The sequence below is a fragment of the Alcaligenes aquatilis genome, from assembly GCF_003076515.1.
Classification (GTDB): Bacteria; Pseudomonadota; Gammaproteobacteria; order Burkholderiales; family Burkholderiaceae_B; genus Alcaligenes; species Alcaligenes aquatilis.
In genome coordinates this window covers 3,755,433-3,773,245 of the sequence record NZ_CP022390.1, presented here as the reverse complement: position 1 = coordinate 3,773,245, position 17,813 = coordinate 3,755,433, and the positions used below count along the sequence as shown (strand labels likewise).

Here is a 17,813-nt window from a genome sequence, read left to right as displayed (position 1 = left end):
ATCGCACGTCGCATAAAAACTTCTTTCTATGCGTCGCACAGACTTATGCTAACAGAGCGAGATGACAGTGCAACTATCAGCGTTCAAGCTATAAGGCTACTTCGCTGAGCGCAGGACTGGAGGATTGCTGGGCATTGACTAAACAACGGGCAAAATCCTGCCAAAACTGCGCATCATCGCCTAAAGAAACATTAATGCGCATATAAGTAGATAGTTGCTGTTGCGGACAAAACAAGGCCCCTGGCACCAATAAATGGCCTGGACGCCCCAAAGCGCGCACCAAACTTTCCGTATCCACGCCCGTATCCACCCAAACAAACATGCCCGCCTGGGGCGGCGCGTCCGGAGCCAAACCCAAGTGAGCCAGTTGCTCCAACGTTCTGTGCCTATCGCGATCAGTATGACGACGCAAGCGATCCAGATGCTTGCGATAGGCACCGTCTACCAGCACTCGGTGAATGACCCGCTCGCCCAATTCCGGCGAGGTCAGCCCCGCCAACATTTTCAAATTCACCAAAGCCTGTAAAAGCTCGGGAGCCGCTGCCATGTAAGCTACCCGCAAACCAGCAGCCATCACCTTGGAATAGCCCCCTACCAAGGTGACGCGGTTCAACTGGTCCAACTGAGCCAGACGACAGGCAGGACTGGCATGCAGCTCGCTATAGGTATCGTCTTCAATAATGTGAAAGTCCCAGGTCTGAGCCAAGGTCAGAATGCTGTGCGCCGCCGCCGGGCTCAAACTAAAGCCGGTGGGGTTATGCACCACGGTATTCAGAATGACCAGACGTGGACGATGCTCACGCGCCAGTTGCTCCAATACAGCCAGATCCGGACCATCTGCACGGCGTGGCACACTGAACACCCGCACATCCACCACAGCCAAACGAGCAAACAGCAAATACCAGGCTGGATCTTCCACAACAACCGCATCACCCGGACGCAACCAATGGCGCAAAAGCAAATCCAGCGCCTGGGTCACGCCACTACACAAGACAAGCTGGGTATCGGGATCCGCCTGTATGCCGCTGTCTTCCAGTTGCCCCGCAATATGCTGGCGCAAGGGACGATAGCCATGTGAATGCCCATAGCCCAGCAAGTTGGAGCCCGCGCTACGGCTGACCTGCCGCAAGGCCGCCAGAATCATGTCGTTGTCCAGCCACTGGCGGGGAATGCCCGCGCTGTCGCTCTGCCCCATAAAACTGTTCAGCATCCAGTTCACATCTATCTTGCGTGGCTCATTCTTTTCTACGTGCAAGGATTCGGAACGCAGGCGCCCAGAGCTACGCACCCGCACAAAGAAACCTGAACCGGGTCGAGACTCCACCAGGCCCAAGGCCATCAACTTGTCGTACGCAGCCACTACGGTATGGGGGCTGACCCCAGCAGACTGCGCCAATCGACGCACCGAAGGGAGCCGGCTGCCGCCCCGATAGCGCAAATGCAGGGCTTGCTGCACCCAGGCAACCAACTGATCGCTTAGTGTCACGTCCGAACCCCGCACGGGCTGCCAATCCAACCATTCCATGATGCTGACCTTTAATCGTGAAAACCGACTGTAGCGGTGATGCGACCAATACAGTCTGATCGACTGACTGATGAACTGTATCGTAACTGTACCGCCTATTTATTTTAAGCTCAAAGCTGTGATCAACCTATTTCCTATCCGTGGTGATTTTCATGAGCCGCAGCACCAGCCTTCCCATGCCCAGTTCCACCCCAGCACTGCTGATCTATGTCTACGCTTTTATCGGGGTTATCGTCTTTGCCTTCACCTTGCCCATGACACGGCTGGCGGTGCAAAGCTTTGACCCTTGGCTGGTGGGGATGGCACGAGCCAGTATCGGCGGGGTGTGCGCAGCCCTCATCTTGCTGGCCACCCGCAGCCGCCGCCCCACGGCATCGGAATGGCGTGGTATTGCCCTTTCGTGTACGGGTGTGATCGTGGGCTGGCCTGTGTTCTCTTCAATTGCCATGCAGACGGTACCGTCCTCGCACGGGGCCGTGTTAAGCGGGCTGATTCCTCTGGCGACCGCGATTGTTTCATCGGCCCGTAGCAATGAGCCCTTAAGTCGCCGCTTCTGGATGTTGAGCCTGCTCGGTGCCATACTGGTACTGCTTTACGCTTTCTATATTGGTGAAGGCGCGCTGCAAACCGGCGATATCTGGTTGGCCCTGGCTGTGTTCATGTCTGGCGTAGGCTATGCCGAAGGTGGCCGTGTGGCTCGCACCCTGGGAGGCTGGCGCACCATTTGCTGGTGCCTGGCCGCCAGCTTGCCGCTGACCATTCCTGCCACCTTGGGGCTCGCTTTTTCCATGACAGAAATGCCTGCCGCCCAGTCTGTCATGGCCCTGCTCTACCTGGCCCTATTCTCGTCCTTGCTGGGTTTTTTCCCCTGGTACAAGGCGATGGCCATGGGTGGGGTGGCCCGTATTGGACAGGTACAACTGGCCCAGCCTTTTCTGACCGTGCTGATCTCCGCCGTATGGTTAAGCGAGCAAGTGGACCTGCTGACCTGGCTGTCCTGCATCGTCATCATTGCCATTATTGCGGCCAGCCGACGCGCCTGAAAACGCAATGACAAGGCGGCTAAATACAGCAAGAGCATATTCACCTAACTAATACTTCGTTCCCAGCGTGGGCTCGCGCAAGCACACTGGCTCATCATCCCATGAACCAATGCAAGGCAATAGCGCGGCCCACGTGACTCCGTTTTGAGCAGGGGCGGTGCTGGTATTGCCGCAAGGACATCTGATCATGCCCGCCCAAGCCCCTGCCGCGACTGCCCTGAGCGCCCGGCCACTGATGCTGTGGAAACAGCTACGCGACGATCTGCAAATCATCGCACGCGAACACACGGATGCCGTTCTGGCCAGTTCCCTGGCCGCCGAAGACATGGTGCTGTTTCATGCCATGTCCATCTACACCCCCGAGCTGGACACGATCACCCTGGATACCGGCCGCCTTCACGCAGAGACCTTGCAACTGGGCCGCCATATCCAGGAGCACTATGAACGCCCCATCCTGTTTTTTCATCCTGATCCGGAGCGGGTACAAGAACACGTCCGCACCCATGGCACGCATGCTTTCTACGAAAGCGTGGAGCTGCGCAAGGAATGCTGCGCGATCCGCAAAGTGGAACCCTTGCGCCGTGCCTTGCAAGGCCGATCGGCCTGGATTACCGGCCAGCGCCGCGAGCAAACCGCCAGCCGTACCGAGCTGTCCAGCAAGGAATACGACAGCGTCTTTGGACTGCAGAAATTCAACCCCTTGATCGAATGGACTCAGGACGATGTGTGGGCCGTGATCCGTGGCTTAAGCATCCCCTACAACTCACTGCACGACCAGGGCTACCCCTCCATAGGCTGCGAGCCCTGTACGCGTGCCATTCGCCCCGGTGAAGACGTGCGCGCCGGGCGCTGGTGGTGGGAACAGCGCGACAGCCTGGAATGCGGCCTGCATGCCAGCAATCTGAATAGCCGTGTCAACACCTGAAGGAACCCCATGGGCGAACCACTCTCTACCCGTACTCATCTGGACTGGCTGGAAGCCGAGGCCATTTTTATTCTGCGCGAAATCGCCGCCGAAGCTGAAAAACCCGTGCTGCTGTTCTCCGGCGGCAAGGATTCCGCCGTGCTGCTGCAACTGGCCCAAAAAGCCTTTGCGCCTGGCCCGCTGCCGTTTCCCTTGATGCATGTGGACACCGGCCACAATTACCCGGAAGTGATCGAATTTCGGGACCGCCGCGCCGCTGAACTGAACGCCGAGCTGATAGTACGCAGCGTGGAAGATTCCATTGCGCGCGGCACCGTGGTGCTGCGTCACGAGACAGCCAGCCGCAACGGCGCCCAAGCGGTCACCTTGCTGGAAGCCATTGCCGAATTTGGCTTTGATGCCTGTTTCGGTGGTGCCCGCCGCGACGAAGAAAAAGCCCGTGCCAAAGAGCGCATCGTGTCCTTTCGCGACGAGTTCGGCCAATGGGACCCCAAAGCACAACGCCCCGAGCTGTGGCACTTGTTCAACACCCGTATTCACAAGGGCGAGAACCTGCGCGTCTTCCCGATTTCCAACTGGACCGAACTGGACGTCTGGCAATACATCCAGCGTGAAGCCATTGATCTGCCGTCCATCTACTACACCCACTCGCGCGAAGTGGTGGAGCGTCAGGGCCTGATCGTTCCCATCACCCCGCTGACTCCCTTGCTCGATGGCGAAACCCCCGAATGGCGCGATGTGCGTTTTCGCACCGTAGGCGATATTTCCTGCACCTGCCCAGTGCTCTCTACCGCCGCATCCGTGCAGGACATTATTGCTGAAACCGCCTTGGCCACGATTACCGAACGCGGTGCCACCCGTATGGATGACCAGACGTCTGAGGCCTCCATGGAACACCGCAAGAAACAAGGATATTTCTAATGAATACCGTCAATGACGCCTGGCTGCAGGCTGCCGATCAAGGCGTGCTGCGTCTGATTACTGCTGGCTCCGTGGACGACGGAAAATCCACCTTGATTGGCCGTTTGCTGGTGGACAGCCAGGGCGTGTTTGCCGACCAGATAGCGGCCATCCAACGCTCCAAGTACAAGCGCGGTGAGGACGCCGAACCCGATCTGGCCCTGCTAACCGATGGCCTGGAAGCGGAGCGCGAACAAGGCATCACCATTGATGTGGCCTACCGCTACTTCGCGACTCCCAAACGCAAGTTCATCGTGGCCGATACCCCCGGCCACGAGCAGTACACCCGCAACATGATTACGGGTGCCTCCACCGCGCAGGCTGCCATCATTCTGATTGATGCACATCGCGCCCAAGACGGGGAGCTACTGACCCAGACCAAGCGCCACAGCACCGTTGCCAAACTGCTGGGCCTGCGTCATATCGTGGTCGCGGTGAACAAGATGGACCTGGTCAATTGGGATCAGGCCGTGTTCGACCGCATTCATGCCGCCTATCGGCAACTGGCTACGCAGCTGGGGATTGAACACTTTCACATCATTCCGCTTTCAGCCTTGAAGGGTGAGAACATCACCCAGGCATCGCCGCACACACCTTGGTATCAAGGCTTGCCGCTGCTGCCTTTACTCGAATCGCTGGATCTGCGCGAGAACATTCAGCGCCCTGCCCGATTGTTTGTGCAATGGGTAGCGCGTCATGGTGGCAGCCGCACTGACGGCTTTCGGGGCTATGCCGGTCAGCTCAATGGTGGCCGCCTGCATGTGGGCGATAGCGTTCAAGTATGGCCTAGCGGGAAAACCGCCGTCATCACACAATTATTTCGCGCTGGCACGGAACAAGGTTCAGTCAGCGACGGGGACGCGGTGACCGTGGTATTGGATCGTGAGTTGGATATTTCACGGGGCGATTTGCTGACACTGGCCCATGAGGACGTCAACACCAGCAAACACTTTGATGCGCAGCTATGTTGGCTGGACGAGCAAGCCTTGAATACCACCCGCTCTTACTGGTTAAAGCAAGGCACTCGTCTGACGCAAGCCAAGGTGCAAGCCGTTCATGCCTTGCGCGATGTACATAGTTTGCAAGAGCAGCAAGCCACCGGCACCTTGTCCCTGAATGATATTGGCCGTGTCAGCCTGGTCAGCCGCGACCTGCTGGTGCTGGACGATTATCAGGATCATTCCAGTACCGGCTCTTTCATCTTGATCGACCCCAGCACAAACCAGACCGTGGCGGCTGGCCTGGTCCAAAAGCGCGTATAAAGACCAGCCTGCGGCAGACCCAAGCCTTGCCGCAGGCACCACATAGGATCACAACGCCCCTTGCTGTCTGACTGGCGGGAGCTGTCCCGAACCGCGCCTGAGCCTTATAAAGGCCGCCAGCACAATACACGCACTCACGCCCAACGTCATGGCTAACTGATAACGGTACGCCTCCACCATCGCCATATACACCAGCACTGCCAGAATCAGCGTGATGGACAAATAGGTCAGCCAGGGGAAAAGCCACATCTTGAATGGCAAATCTATGCCTGCGTTTTCCGCCTGGCGACGCGACAGTAGTTGGGACACGGCAATGACCAGATAAACGATCAGGGCAATCGCCCCCGTTGTGGACAGCAAGAACGAAAACACCTGTCCGGGCAAGAGATAATTGACCAGACATCCTGCAAAACCGGCCAAGGTCGATACAAGCACGGCGTTATAAGGCACACCTTTGGACGATACCCTGGCAATACAAGCAGGGGCATCACCACGGACGGACAGGGAATAAATCATCCGAGAGGCCGTGTACAAGCCGGAGTTCATGCAGGAAGTCACCGCGATCAGTACCACCACATCCACTACCAGCTTGGCCTCGGGCAAGCGGAGAACTTCCAGCGTGCGCTGAAATGACCCCACCTGCATCAGCCTGGGATCGTCGTAACCGACGATCAGCACAATCAAGGAAATCGACAACACATAAAACAGGGAAATACGGTAGACCACCAGATTGGTCGCCTTACGTATCTTTTCCTGGGGCTTATCGGTTTCGGCGGCGGCAATCGTCACGATCTCCGCCCCAAAAAATGAAAACATCGTAATCAGAATGCCCGCCAGCACGGCCCCCATGCCCTGCGGCGCGAAATTGCTGAACACGGGAATCATCGGCACCTTGCCCCCCTCAACCCAGGGCCAGAAACCAGTCAGGGCGCACAGACAAGCCACAATAAACACAATGATGGCCAGCACCTTGATCAAAGCAAACCAGAACTCAAACTCGCCAAAATTCTTGACGCTAAACAGATTGGTCACCGACAAGGCGACCATGATGACAATGGAAAACAACCACGAAGGGATATCCGGCATCCATTGATGCAGGATATAGGCTCCAGCAATGGCTTCGACGGGAATGATCAAGCCCCAGAACCACCAATACAGCCAGCCAATGGAAAAACCCGCCCAGGGCCCGATCGCCCGCGCGGCATAGGTGGAAAATGAACCGCTATCCGGATTGGCGACAGCCATCTCGCCCAACATACGCATGACCAGCAGCACCAATGCTCCCGTCAAGATATAGGACAGTACCGCTGCCGGCCCGGTCTTCGCGATGGCATTGGCCGATCCAATGAACAGTCCGGCACCGATGATCCCCGCGATAGAAATCATGGACATCTGTCTTGAGTTCAGGCCGGGCGCGAGCGCACCCTGGCCTGCCTGTTCAGGCATGGTCATTATTGTCTCCTCGCTTTTTATTCACTGGCGGGTCAGTTCTGACCCACCCGAGGCGCCCCGACGATATGCTTCGCTTGCTATAGGCGCCCGTCACCCAACAGCCAGGCCCTGCCCAGTAGTGGCTCGGGCCCTCCGTCTGAACACTCAAGCAGCGTCAGAGATCGAACTTCACCCCCTGCGCCAAAGGCAACTCCCGGGAGTAGTTGATGGTGTTGGTCGCCCGGCGCATATAGGCACGCCAGGCATCGGAACCGGACTCGCGGCCCCCGCCGGTTTCCTTGTCCCCACCAAAGGCACCGCCGATCTCCGCCCCGGACGTGCCAATATTGACGTTGGCAATACCGCAATCGGAACCACTGGCCGACAAAAACGCCTCGGTTTCACGCAAGTCATTACTGAAAATGGCGGACGACAAGCCTTGTGGAACATCGTTTTGCAACGCCAGCGCCTCGGACAGTTCCTCGTAGCGCAGCACATACAAAATAGGCGCAAAGGTTTCCTGCCGTACCGTATCGGTTTGCCTGTCCATTTCCACGATGGCTGGCCTGACGTAATAAGCCGATGCAAACTCATCCTCCAGTACCCGCTCTCCACCGGTCACCCGCCCCCCTTGAGCACGCGCCGCATCCAGTGCAGTTTGCATCGCGTCAAAGGCGGCCTGATCAACTAAAGGCCCCAGCAACGTTCCTTCCTGCAAAGGATTACCAATCCTGAGCTTGCCATACACCTGCTTGAGCCGCTCCACCAGTTGTTCACTGATACTGCGATGCACAATCAAGCGTCGCGTGCTGGTACAACGCTGCCCCGCCGTCCCGACTGCCGCGAAGACAATCCCCCGGACCGCCAGATCCAAATCCGCATTAGGCGTGACAATAACGGCGTTATTGCCTCCCAGCTCCAGCAAAACACGCCCGAAACGACGCGCCACACGAGGCCCCACTTCCCGGCCCATCCGCGTGCTGCCGGTGGCCGACACCAGCGCAACCCGGGGGTCATCGACCAGTATCTCTCCGGCTTCGCGCCCGCCAATCAGCACCTGGCTCAGGTGCGCCGGCCCGGCCTCATAACGCGCCATTGCCCGCTCAAAGACCGCCTGGCACGCCAAGGCGGACAAGGGTGTTTTTTCGGAGGGCTTCCAAATCACGGCATCACCACACACCAAGGCCAGGGCGGTATTCCAGGCCCACACCGCCATGGGAAAATTGAAGGCGGTGATCACCCCAACCACTCCCAAGGGATGCCAGGTTTCCAGCATGCGATGGCCGGGCCGTTCAGAAGCAATGGTCAAACCATAGAGCTGTCGGGACAGCCCCACCGCAAAGTCGCAGATATCAATCATTTCCTGGACTTCGCCCAAGCCTTCACTCGTGATCTTTCCAGCTTCCAGGGAAATCAACTGGCCCAAAGCCTGCTTCTCGGCCCGCAGTTCCTGGCCCAGCAATCGAACCAGCTCACCTCGTGCCGGTGCAGGCACGGTACGCCACACCTGCCAGGCATCATGGGCCCGGGCAATCGCCTTGCTAAGCTCCTGGCTGCTGTGAGGCCGCAGATGGGCCAGAATGTCCCCGTCAATAGGCGAGCGCACCGACATTCCCCCTGGAACATCGAGCGCAGCCGTCACACCCAATTGGGCCAGGGTGGAATGCGCCAGTTCGCTTGTGTGAGTTATGGCTGTGTGAGTCATGCTTGTACCTCATAAAAAAAGTCTGTCCTCAAGACCGACGCTGCCCCTGGACACTGCGGGCACCGACAAGATGCGCCAACTGCGCGCCATATTCATAAACCGCCTCTTTCACCGGCTTGCATGGGACCGGTTTGAGTGGGGACACAGGTAAAGGTAGGTCCTCCACCTTGATCCGACCCAAAATCAAATGTGCCAGCTCGCGCCCAAAGACCGTCCCAGGGGCAATGCCTCGCCCGTTGTAACCACTAAAGGACAGGACCTGTCGCCCCAGTTGGTGCAGGCGGGGCACGGCATCGGAGGTCATCCCTATCCAGCCATACCATTCATACTCAAACTGCACATGCCGCAGGGCCGGAAACAAATGCTGCAATGCGCGTTGCGCCCACGCCGTATGTATCGCCCGTCCACGTTCACGCAATGCCCCCACACTGCCAAACACCAGGCGACCCGCTTGATCGAAACGGTACGAGGATAAAACTGAACGCGTATCCCATGCGCCCTGCCCTCCCGGCAGAATCTGGGCGCGCAGTGTGGCATCCAGCGGTTGCGTAGCCACGTTGAAATACGGCAGACGCACCAGCTCTGCGGGCAGATCTGGCCAGACCTCACTGGTATAAGCATTGGTCGCCACAAGGACCCAGGGCGCCAACACTTCACCGTCCTGCGTCTGCAACACCCAGTGCGTGCGGCCGTCCTCAACCCGCCTGACGGCACTTTGCTCATAAATGCGGGCCCCCGCCGTGATCGCAGCCCGGGCCAGACCTCGAACATAGGCTAAAGGCTGGAGCGTGCCCGCGCGCCGGTCCAGCAAAGCGCCCGCATAAGCGGTCGTTCCGGTAGCCGCAGCCACTTGTGTTTGATTGAGCAACTCGACCGGCGCCCCAAGGTCTTGCCATTGGCGCCAACGCTTCCGGATATTACGCAGACCGCCCGCGCCTACCGCACAGTGCAAAGTGCCGGTCTGCACGGCCTGACAATCCATCCGGTGTTGGGCCACCAATTCATACACGGCAGCCGGTGCCCCACTTAACAAATGCAACAGGCGCCCCCCGTAATGCGCGCCCAATGTCTTGAGCAGTGCCTCTGGCTCAAGCCACAGGCCAGCATTGACCAGACCCACATTGCGTCCCGACCCTCCAAACCCGATCTGCGCCCCTTCCAGAACCACCACCCGCACTCCGGCCTGAGCCAGATGCAAGGCCGCGGACAAACCGGTGAATCCGGCGCCAATAACCGCGACATCCGCTTGGACAGGGCCTTGCAAACGCTCGCAGACCGGAGCGGGTGGCGCTGAGGCCTGCCAGAGTCCGTGACTGCGCTGGTCCGCTTTCATGCGCCCGACTCCGCCAGAAAGCGCTGATGCAAGGCGTGCTCGGAACGCGTCTGAGCAGCGCGGTAAAGTTCAATTTCGTCCAGCACGGGGCTACCCAGATCACGTTCAAACTCAGATCGGGCCGCCTGCGACACGTAGTTTTTTTGTTCCGCATCGCCCAGATTGGACTGAAAAATCCCCGCCGCGCTAACCGGCAAGAAATCCTCGTAAGTAATGGGGCGCAATGCGACCACGCCACGCTTGATCAAATCAGGCAGGTTCCAGGGCCGGCCGGCAGCCAGTTCCTGCTGCCAGATAGCAGGGTCCCGTGGCTCAAACCGAAAAAAAGCCAGCCCACGCTCGTACATTTCATCGCTGTCATCTGGGAACTGGGCAAACACGTGCTGGAGACGTTCAGCATACGTCTGCGTAGTAGCGGCTTGCTGCCCGGCATCTCTGGTTTGCGCCAACAAGGAGTCGTAAAGTGCCCGGCCCGCCTGGGTCAAGGCCACGCCGCGTTGCTCTATCTCACCAAAACGCGCGGTATGAGACCCCACCCCAGCCTGACCGACAAACTCGATCTCCTCTTCCAAAGCTTTGAAACTGGTTTGGCGCAACAGAATGGGATGGCGCCTGCGCGGTGGGCCTTCGATCAGCTCTTTGGCGGGAATACCCCGTTGGGGCATGGCCTCTTGTACCGCATCAATATCTAGGGTTCGGGGAGTCAGGTGATTGATATGGGGGCCCTTGAAACACACAATATCGGCCACCAGACGATGTGCCGCATGCAATTTGCGATACGTGTCCTGATCGACAGTCGCTTGGCGATGCCAGCGAAATACGGCGGTGGCGGCGGCCACAAATTCCTTGGCCTGCGGTTCGGTCAAGCCACCGGCCACCTGCGCCTGTTCCGCCAACTCCAGCAAGCCGGACGGAAAAATAGACCGTTGCGACAAGATTGCAGCCGCCTGCGCCCGCAGGTTCGCATCCTCTATCAGCTCCAGTCTGAGCAAAGAGGTAAACACCCGGAAGGGGTTGGTTTGTAATGCGTGGTCGTCCACAGGGCGAAACGCGGTGGAGTGAACGGGTACGCCCGCCACCGACAGATCGTAATAGCCAACGGGATACATACCCATGACGGCAAAGATCGTGGCAATCCCTTTGAGCTCCGCCGCGGTACCGACCCGAATGGCGCCGTGGCGCTCCACATCCAGACGGGTCAACTCCGACTGCTGTCGCAAGGCGCTGTGCAGTGCTGGATCATGCTTGAGCACACTGGCGTTGATCTCGTGCACCAGGCTCAACAAGGCCCCGTACTGCGGCACCTCCTGCTGATACATGGCCGACATGGCGCCTGAGAATCGGGAACGGATTTCGTCCTTAGAAACAAAAACAGAGGTGTCCATAGAACCGCCAGCAAATTGCATGACCTGGCGACAAGGCAAGGTCAGTCCATTAGTGAATCACTTCCGTGTACCCGCATGCACTCCTTCACACCACAGCCAGCGGAAGTCCGTCATCTTATAAGCCTGAAATACTTAACTATCTTGCACCTCATTCTGTGAGTACAGGCAAGAGGGGTCAAACGATGATTCCAACTCAAGTCATTCCTAACTAGAATGACTAAACGTTTTCCCTTAGCAAACGAGCATGTCCATTCCCAAACGTTTTCTTCCTCCCATGCACGTCCTGATTGCCTTTGAGGCCGCCGCACGGCTAGGCAGTTTCACGGCAGCAGCGAGCGAGCTGAACCTGACCCAAAGCGCCGTCAGTAGACAGATCAGACTGCTGGAAGGAATATTGGGCGCGGATCTTTTCGTCAGAGAGCGCCAGACGGTTCGTCTGACTCAGGCGGGTAGCACATACGCCCAAGAACTCAGCGATGCTCTTCGACGCATTGCCAACGCCACCCTGGGGTTCAAGGCCAATCCGCATGGCGGAACGCTGAACCTGGCCATCTTGCCCACGTTCGGGACTCGTTGGCTTGCCCCCCGACTGCCAGAATTTGTGGCTGCCTACCCCGGCATCACCATCAACCTGCTGACGCGCCTGCAACCGTTTGACTTTCATATGGAAAATGTGGATGCCGCCATCCATTACGGCCTGCCCGACTGGCCGGGGGCGAATCTGGATTTTCTAATGTCAGAAACCGTGGTGCCGGCCTGCAGTTCCGCCCTTCGCGAGCACTATCAGTTCCAGACGGCCGCTGACTTGCTCAAGGCACCTTTGCTGCATCTGGTCTCAAGGCCCGATGCCTGGGAGCGTTGGTTCAACGCCAACGGCGTGGAGAACGTGCATATTCACGGCATGCTGCTTGATCAGTTTGCGCTGATTACACAAGCGGCTATCTCCAACCTTGGGATTGCCTTACTGCCCACATTTCTGTTCAAACAGGAGCTCAGTCGCGGAGACTTGGTCCTGGCTCTGGACTCACCCTGCCTGAACACGGAGGCTTACTACCTAGCCTGTCCGGCGGGACGCGGCGACTACCCACCATTGATCGCATTTCGGCAATGGCTACAAGCGGAAATCGCGCATGAACGCGCCCCGGACTGAGGCCGGGGCATCAAACCGCTACGGTGGTGCTATGACCGTTCCCGCACCAAGGCGAGAGACTGCTCGGCTATGACCCGCTCTTCGTTGGTTGGAATGACCAGGACCTTGACCGGACTGTCGTCTGTCGAAATGACGGTTTGTCCTGACTGGTTACGCGTCGGATCAATCTGCACACCCATCCACTCCAGGTGCTTGGCAATACCCGCACGAATAGATGGGCTGTGCTCGCCAATCCCGGCTGTAAACACCAAAGTATCCAGCCCCTTCAAGGCCACACACAAGCCCGCCAGATTGTCAGCCGTGTGGTAGCAAAAGTAGTCCACCGCCAGCTTGGCACGAGGATCGTGCGAGGCTTCCAAAGCGCGCATATCGGCTTGATCGCCGGACAAGCCTTTCAGACCGGACTGGGTGTAGAGCACGGACTGGATCTCGTCATGCTCCATGCCCTGCTCCAACATCCACAGCACCACACCGGCATCCAGACGACCTGGACGCGTGCCCATCGGCAAGCCATCCAGCGCCGTAAAGCCCATGGTGGTGTGAACGCTACGACCTTCTTTCAAAGCGCAAGCCGAGGCCCCGGAACCCAAGTGAGCAACGACGACACGTCCGTCGGCCAACTCGGGGAATTCCCGGCGCAAGTGCTGGGAAATATACTGGTAGGACAAACCGTGAAAACCGTAGCGCCGTACACCCTGCTCAAAGAAACGCTCCGGCAAGGCAAAATGCTGCAAATACGGGACATGCCCTTGGTGGAAGGCCGTGTCCAGACACGCTACCTGGAAAATCTCTGGATAATGTTCAAAAATCACGCGAACTGGGGCCAGATTGTTCTGCTGATGCAGTGGCGCCAGAGGCGACAGGCTGTCCAGATATTCCAGCACCTGCGGCGTCAAAGGCACACTGCTGTCATAGCGAGAGCCCCCATGCACGATGCGATGGCCCACCGCAATAGGCCGGCCATCGACATGCTCCAGCAACCAGCGCGCCACCAAAGCCTGAGCGGTGTGCAAGTCTTTGGCCTGTTCACCATCCAGGTCCTGCTTGATCATGGATTGACCTTGAGCATCCTTGACCTTGAAAGCAGGCTGCTTACTGCCAATGCCCGAAACCTGCCCCCCAAATTCAAAATCCAGTTGGTCGCCCGGCTGAACCTTGTACATATGGAACTTCAGGCTGGAGCTGCCTGCATTAATGACCAGAATCTGCTCGCTCATTAGTGCTTGGCCTCCAGAGCAACTTTACGCTCCAGATAACCGGCGTAAATGCTGGCAACAGCGCAAGAGGCCATGCGGGTCTGGGCACTATCGGCACGGCTGGTCAGAATGATGGGCACGCGTGCGCCCATCACAATACCGGCGGCCTGCGCGCCGGACAGGAAGGTCAGGTTTTTAGCCAGCATATTGCCCGCTTCCAGATCAGGGGCCACCAGAATCTGCGCCTTACCCGCCACCGGCGACACAATCCCTTTGATACGCGCCGCTTCGGGACTAATGGCATTATCCAGCGCCAGGGGGCCATCCAACACACCGCCCGTAATCTGGCCGCGATCAGCCATCTTGCACAAGGCAGCCGCTTCCAGCGTGCTTGGGATTTTTTCTGTCACTTGCTCGACCGCAGACAAAATAGCGACCAGCGGTTTACCCAGGCCCAGGCCGTGGTGCAGATCAATCGCGTTTTGCACGATGTCTGCCTTGGTGCTCAGGTCAGGAAAGATATTGATAGCGCCATCGGTCACAAACAAAGGCACGGGGTAGCTGGGCACATCCATGATAAACACATGACTGAGGCGGCGCCCCGTACGCAAGCCTTTGCCCTGGGTGCAGAGCACGGCCTCAATCAGCTCGTCCGTATGCAGGCTACCTTTCATCAGCAACTGCGCACGTCCGGCCAGCACTTCTTCTACGGCCCGTTCTGCCGAAGCATGGCTATGAGGAGTATCGATCAAGGTCACCCCTTCCAGGCTGAAACCATGCTCTGCCGCCACGGAATGCAAACGGGCTTGTGGGCCAACCAGCACAATCTCGAACAGACCTTGGGCCCGTGCCTGCAAAGCGGCCCCCAGGGACACATCGTCGCAAGGATGAGCCACCACACAAATCCGACTGGGCTCTTTGCGCGCTTGCTCGATCAATCGGGAATAATGACTGGAAGGCCCAGTGCGATCAGCAGCCGCAAGGGCCGTATCCAAGCCAGCAGGGTGATTCATGATAGATGACTCCTTGGAGATGAATGAAGCTAACCCAACACTAAACCATTTATCTGCCCGCATGTCTTTGATTGCGAACAGGGAAACCTCAACATTTTGTCCATCATTCTTTTAGATATGCCATGAATGAGGCATCAAGATTAAAGATTTAAAAAAATCCGGTTTTGCACAATACAAACCGGACTTTTTATGTTGATGGCTGTTTATTCATCACAATAGCCCAGATCCGCTAGTATCCGGGCTGGGAATTACAGGCCTAATTCACTCAGGCTGGGATGCTCGTCGGGGCGTCGGCCCAAGGGCCAATGGAATTTGCGCTCGGACTCGGTAATATCCAGGTCATTAATACTGGCATGGCGTACCGCCATATAGCCATTTTCATCAAACTCCCAGTTTTCATTTCCATAACTGCGCCACCACTGCCCGTATTCATCTTGCCATTCGTAGGCAAAACGCACGGCAATTCTATTTTCATGCCAGGCCCAGAGTTCTTTAATCAAACGGTATTCGCGTTCTTTTTGCCATTTGCGTTCTAAAAAAGCTTGAACCTGATCGCGTCCCTGTGGAAATTCGCTGCGATTGCGCCAGCGCGTATCCACGGTATAAGCCTGCGAAACCTTGACTGGGTCACGGCTGTTCCAGGCATCCTCGGCAGCACGCACTTTCTGGCGAGCACTCTCCAGATCGAAAGGTGGCAAGGGAGGACGTTTATCCATACTGATCTCCTAGAAAACAAGAGTGGACCAGACAGTCTAGCGGCAAAATACAGGTTGTTTCTTACTGGCCGGAATCGGCCCAGGGTGCTTGCGCAAACCCGGCGATCAGAAAATCAATAAAAGCTTGCACACGCGCCGGACGAGACCGGCCCGGAGGCGTCAACAGATGCAAGGTCAGACTGGGCAGATCCCATTGCGGCAATACAACTTCCAATTGGCCTTGCTCGAGCATATCGCCCAACAGAAATTGCGGCAGCACGCTTAGCCCCAAGCCCTGCAGCAAGGGCGGAATCAAGGCTTGGGCGTTGTTGACTTGCAAGGCACAAGGCACGGTTTGGGAGTAGTACTCCTCCCCCTGCTGAAAGCGCCAGACACTGCCGCGTCGCTCGTAGGCGTAGCGCAGGCTCATATGCTGGGCCAGGTCGCTGGGGTGAGTGGGTCTACCGTATTTGGCCAAGTAACGAGGGGCGGCGACCAGGCGCAAGCGCAGATTGCACAGACGACGCACCAGGAGACTGGAATCATCCATGGCCGAGATGCGCAGGGCCAGGTCGAAACCCTGTTCAACAATGTTCACCTGGGCATCATTAAAGTGCAGGTCCAGCAGGACAGCCGGGTGCTGTTGCATGAAAACCGGCAGCAAGGGAGCCAGATGCTCCAATCCAAAGGACATAGGAGCGGCGATCTTGATACGGCCTTGCAAGCTTTCTTTTTGATCACGCGCCAAGGCTTCGGCGCTTTGTCCAGCAGCCAGAACGGTTTGGGCCTGCTGCAAGCTGGCTTGCCCGGTTTCTGTCAAGGACAGGCGTCGAGAGGTTCGATGGAACAGGGAAACCTGCAGTTGTTTTTCCAGCCGGGTGATTGCCTTGGAGACGGTGGGCTGGGACAGGCCCAGGACTTCAGCGGCCTGGGCAAAAGAGCCGGTTTCCGCCACGGTGGCGAAGATGGCCCATGCCTGGAGGTCCGGAAGTGTTTTCATATCAATTTTGGAATGAATTCTATGCTATTGATTCTATTTTATTCAATCAGCAAGGCGCATAGAATTCTTTTTAGTATCCAATATTAAGGAGCGCGCCATGATTGAACATCGGCCTTTTAATGAACTGGGCGGCGCCAACCACGGTTGGCTGGACGCCAAACACCATTTCTCTTTCGCGAATTACTACGATCCCGCTCGCATGAGCTGGGGCGCCCTGCGTGTCTGGAATGACGACACGATTGCATCCAACACCGGGTTTCCGCCTCACGATCATGCCGATATGGAGATCATTACGTATGTGCGTGAAGGGGCCATCAGCCATCAGGACAGTTTGGGCAATAAGGGCCGTACCGAAGCGGGGGATGTGCAGGTGATGAGTGCCGGCACGGGCATTCGCCATGCGGAGTACAACCTGGAAACGGGCACGACACGAATTTTCCAGATCTGGATTCAGCCAGAGCGTCGTGGTTTGCCACCTGCCTGGGGTGCCAAGCCTTTTCCCAAGGATGAGCGTTCGGGGCAGTTTGTAGCCTTGGCCAGTGGCTTTGAGGGGGACGCGGAGGCATTGCCGATTCGCGCCCAGGCTCGTGTGCTGGGGGCGACCTTGAAGAAAGGCCAAAGCACGACTTTGTCTTTGCCTGCCGAACATCTGGCTTATCTGGTGCCTGCCACTGGGCGGGTTTCGGTGAATGGTCTGGAGTTAAATGCCCGTGACGGGGCGGCGATTCGCAATGAGACGACGCTGGAAATTCAGGCGCTGGAGGATGCTGAACTGGTGCTGGTTGAGACGGCGCAGTAATTGCTGATGAAGCGTTTTAAGGATGGGGAGAGCGATTTGGGCTCTCCCCTTCTTCTTTTTTGTTCTGCTGTTCTGTTTTTCAAGAACTAAACGCAGGTAAGAGAAGATGTTTGTTTTTAGATGCCATGTGTCGGCTCAATGATTGAACAAACAAAGAGACGCTTAGAAAGTCGGTCGGATGCCTTATTCGGTACTCGGATCTTGTCAAAAAGACGCCGCTTGGAGCCCTGTCAGGGTGTCCGGGCTGAGCACTTGCCGGTGCTGCGCGCCGGTGCCCTTGTCAGTTCTGAAATCCGGGCGCCCTGTGAACTCGCGGGGTGGCTCGTCCCCCGGACGAACCACAAACGCCCCGCTCAAACAACACAGGGCTTGCATCCCGGATTTCAGAACC

15 protein-coding genes are annotated in these 17,813 nt (G+C 57.5%); 6 read left to right on the top strand and 9 right to left on the bottom strand.

All coding sequences use genetic code 11. The features are described 5' to 3' along the window. Positions 1 to 88: 88 nt before the first annotated feature. Positions 89 to 1,525: an aminotransferase-like domain-containing protein gene (locus CA948_RS17205; RefSeq protein ID WP_094197569.1), complete on the bottom strand. Its 1,437-nt coding sequence runs from the start codon at positions 1,523 to 1,525 to the stop codon at positions 89 to 91. Positions 1,526 to 1,677: 152 nt separating this feature from the next. On the opposite strand from CA948_RS17205, the gene CA948_RS17200 reads away from it, so the two are divergent. The 4 genes from CA948_RS17200 (at position 1,678) to CA948_RS17190 (ending at position 5,715) form a co-directional block, all read left to right on the top strand. Beyond that, positions 1,678 to 2,568, top strand: a complete 891-nt coding sequence (locus CA948_RS17200; protein ID WP_108728644.1) for a DMT family transporter — start codon at positions 1,678 to 1,680, stop codon at positions 2,566 to 2,568. 187 nt (positions 2,569 to 2,755) lie between these two features. Further along, the gene (locus CA948_RS17820; protein WP_238988621.1) at positions 2,756 to 3,493 is read left to right on the top strand and encodes a phosphoadenylyl-sulfate reductase; all 738 of its coding nucleotides are present in this window, start codon (positions 2,756 to 2,758) and stop codon (positions 3,491 to 3,493) included. A 9-nt stretch (positions 3,494 to 3,502) separates the two neighbouring features. Continuing rightward, on the top strand, positions 3,503 to 4,414 hold the full coding sequence (gene cysD / locus CA948_RS17815) for a sulfate adenylyltransferase subunit CysD (protein ID WP_094197571.1): 912 nt from the start codon (positions 3,503 to 3,505) through the stop codon (positions 4,412 to 4,414). After that, a complete protein-coding gene (locus CA948_RS17190) occupies positions 4,414 to 5,715 on the top strand; it encodes a sulfate adenylyltransferase subunit 1 (protein WP_108728643.1) in 1,302 nt (433 codons plus the stop codon). The genes cysD and CA948_RS17190 overlap by 1 nt, the downstream gene beginning before the upstream one ends. A gap of 48 nt (positions 5,716 to 5,763) precedes the next feature. Here CA948_RS17190 and CA948_RS17185 read toward each other — a convergent pair whose 3' ends face one another. The 4 genes from CA948_RS17185 to hglS all read right to left on the bottom strand — a co-directional run bounded on the left by CA948_RS17185 (position 5,764) and on the right by hglS (position 11,569). Beyond that, the gene (locus CA948_RS17185; protein WP_108728642.1) at positions 5,764 to 7,167 is read right to left on the bottom strand and encodes an amino acid permease; all 1,404 of its coding nucleotides are present in this window, start codon (positions 7,165 to 7,167) and stop codon (positions 5,764 to 5,766) included. A 154-nt stretch (positions 7,168 to 7,321) separates the two neighbouring features. Then, positions 7,322 to 8,851: an L-piperidine-6-carboxylate dehydrogenase gene (amaB, locus tag CA948_RS17180; protein WP_108728641.1), complete on the bottom strand. Its 1,530-nt coding sequence runs from the start codon at positions 8,849 to 8,851 to the stop codon at positions 7,322 to 7,324. 28 nt (positions 8,852 to 8,879) lie between these two features. After that, positions 8,880 to 10,184, bottom strand: a complete 1,305-nt coding sequence (locus CA948_RS17175) for an NAD(P)/FAD-dependent oxidoreductase (RefSeq protein WP_108728640.1) — start codon at positions 10,182 to 10,184, stop codon at positions 8,880 to 8,882. After that, positions 10,181 to 11,569, bottom strand: a complete 1,389-nt coding sequence (gene hglS / locus CA948_RS17170; protein WP_108728806.1) for a 2-oxoadipate dioxygenase/decarboxylase HglS — start codon at positions 11,567 to 11,569, stop codon at positions 10,181 to 10,183. Before hglS ends, CA948_RS17175 begins: the two co-directional genes overlap by 4 nt. A 244-nt stretch (positions 11,570 to 11,813) precedes the next feature. Between hglS and CA948_RS17165 the strand changes: the two genes are divergently transcribed. Next, positions 11,814 to 12,719 carry a LysR family transcriptional regulator gene (locus CA948_RS17165; RefSeq protein ID WP_108728639.1) on the top strand — a complete coding sequence of 302 codons (906 nt, stop codon included), beginning with the start codon at positions 11,814 to 11,816 and terminating at the stop codon, positions 12,717 to 12,719. 29 nt (positions 12,720 to 12,748) lie between these two features. Here CA948_RS17165 and CA948_RS17160 read toward each other — a convergent pair whose 3' ends face one another. The 4 genes from CA948_RS17160 to CA948_RS17145 form a co-directional block, all read right to left on the bottom strand. Next, positions 12,749 to 13,936 carry an acetate/propionate family kinase gene (locus CA948_RS17160; RefSeq protein ID WP_108728638.1) on the bottom strand — a complete coding sequence of 396 codons (1,188 nt, stop codon included), beginning with the start codon at positions 13,934 to 13,936 and terminating at the stop codon, positions 12,749 to 12,751. Next, positions 13,936 to 14,928 (bottom strand): phosphate acetyltransferase, encoded by a 993-nt coding sequence (locus CA948_RS17155; protein ID WP_108728637.1) that lies wholly within the window; start codon positions 14,926 to 14,928, stop codon positions 13,936 to 13,938. The genes CA948_RS17160 and CA948_RS17155 overlap by 1 nt, the downstream gene beginning before the upstream one ends. A gap of 248 nt (positions 14,929 to 15,176) precedes the next feature. Then, complete coding sequence (locus CA948_RS17150) at positions 15,177 to 15,644, bottom strand: nuclear transport factor 2 family protein (RefSeq protein WP_108728636.1); 468 nt, start codon at positions 15,642 to 15,644, stop codon at positions 15,177 to 15,179. 61 nt (positions 15,645 to 15,705) lie between these two features. Continuing rightward, positions 15,706 to 16,623 carry a LysR family transcriptional regulator gene (locus tag CA948_RS17145; RefSeq protein ID WP_094197580.1) on the bottom strand — a complete coding sequence of 306 codons (918 nt, stop codon included), beginning with the start codon at positions 16,621 to 16,623 and terminating at the stop codon, positions 15,706 to 15,708. Between the two features lie 97 nt (positions 16,624 to 16,720). Here CA948_RS17145 and CA948_RS17140 point away from each other — a divergent pair, with 97 nt between their 5' ends. Continuing rightward, on the top strand, positions 16,721 to 17,422 hold the full coding sequence (locus CA948_RS17140; RefSeq protein ID WP_094197581.1) for a pirin family protein: 702 nt from the start codon (positions 16,721 to 16,723) through the stop codon (positions 17,420 to 17,422). The last annotated feature ends 391 nt before the right edge of the window (positions 17,423 to 17,813 follow it).